This is a genomic window from Vibrio halioticoli NBRC 102217 (assembly GCF_000496695.1).
Taxonomy (GTDB): domain Bacteria; phylum Pseudomonadota; class Gammaproteobacteria; order Enterobacterales; family Vibrionaceae; genus Vibrio; species Vibrio halioticoli.
This window is the reverse complement of sequence record NZ_BAUJ01000006.1, coordinates 1-770: the sequence shown is the minus strand read 5'-3', so window position 1 is coordinate 770 and position 770 is coordinate 1. Positions and strand designations below refer to the sequence as shown.

At 44.8% G+C, this 770-nt stretch carries 1 protein-coding gene; it reads right to left on the bottom strand.

What is annotated here, in order from left to right:
* The coding region (locus VHA01S_RS03480; protein ID WP_039970093.1) for a VCBS domain-containing protein at window positions 1-770 on the bottom strand (770 nt) is incomplete at both ends.

Sequence of the window (770 nt, the reverse complement as noted above, 5' to 3'; positions counted from 1 at the left end):
ACATCACTGGCAAGCACTTGTCCTCGCACTAATAATGTGCCGTCTTCATTCACACTACCGGCGTGCGTATCAGCCTGCAGTTTTGGTACATCATTAGTACCTTCAACCGTTACCCTCACTTGTTGAGTGGTAGTCGCTCCTTGATCGTCAGTCACCGTCACCAACATGGTTTCAACGTGAGATTCACCTTCCGCAAGCGCTTGATTAGCATCGTTATCTAGGGTGTAGTTCCATTTACCTGAGCTTGGATTTAAAACAAATGTGCCATATGTGCCTTGCAAGTTATCTGGCGAATAAGTTAATAGTGCATTGTGATCTACATCGGTTGCGGTTACTTGGCCTTCAACAAACGTTACACCATCTTCCTTCACGGCTTCAGCTTGAGCTTGACTGGTAATGACCGGCTTATCGTTGGTGCCCGTAATGGTGATTTCTACGGTTTCTGTGACTTTTGCGCCCTTATCATCGGTAACCGTCACTAGCATAGATTCAGTTTGGGTTTCACCTGCTGCTAAATCTTGGTGATGCTTATTATCTAGTTTATAAGTCCAAGTTCCTGAGTCAGCATTTAAAGTGAAATCACCAAAAAGACCATGTTGGCTACCTGCCGTATAAGTTAGTTTTGAATTGTTATCAACATCTGTGGCAAGCACTTGTCCGCGTACTAATAAAGTACCGTCTTCATTGACGCTGCCTGTATGCGTATCCGCATGTAGTACCGGCTTATCATTAGTTCCCTCAACTGTCACGCTCACTTGTTGAGTGGTGGT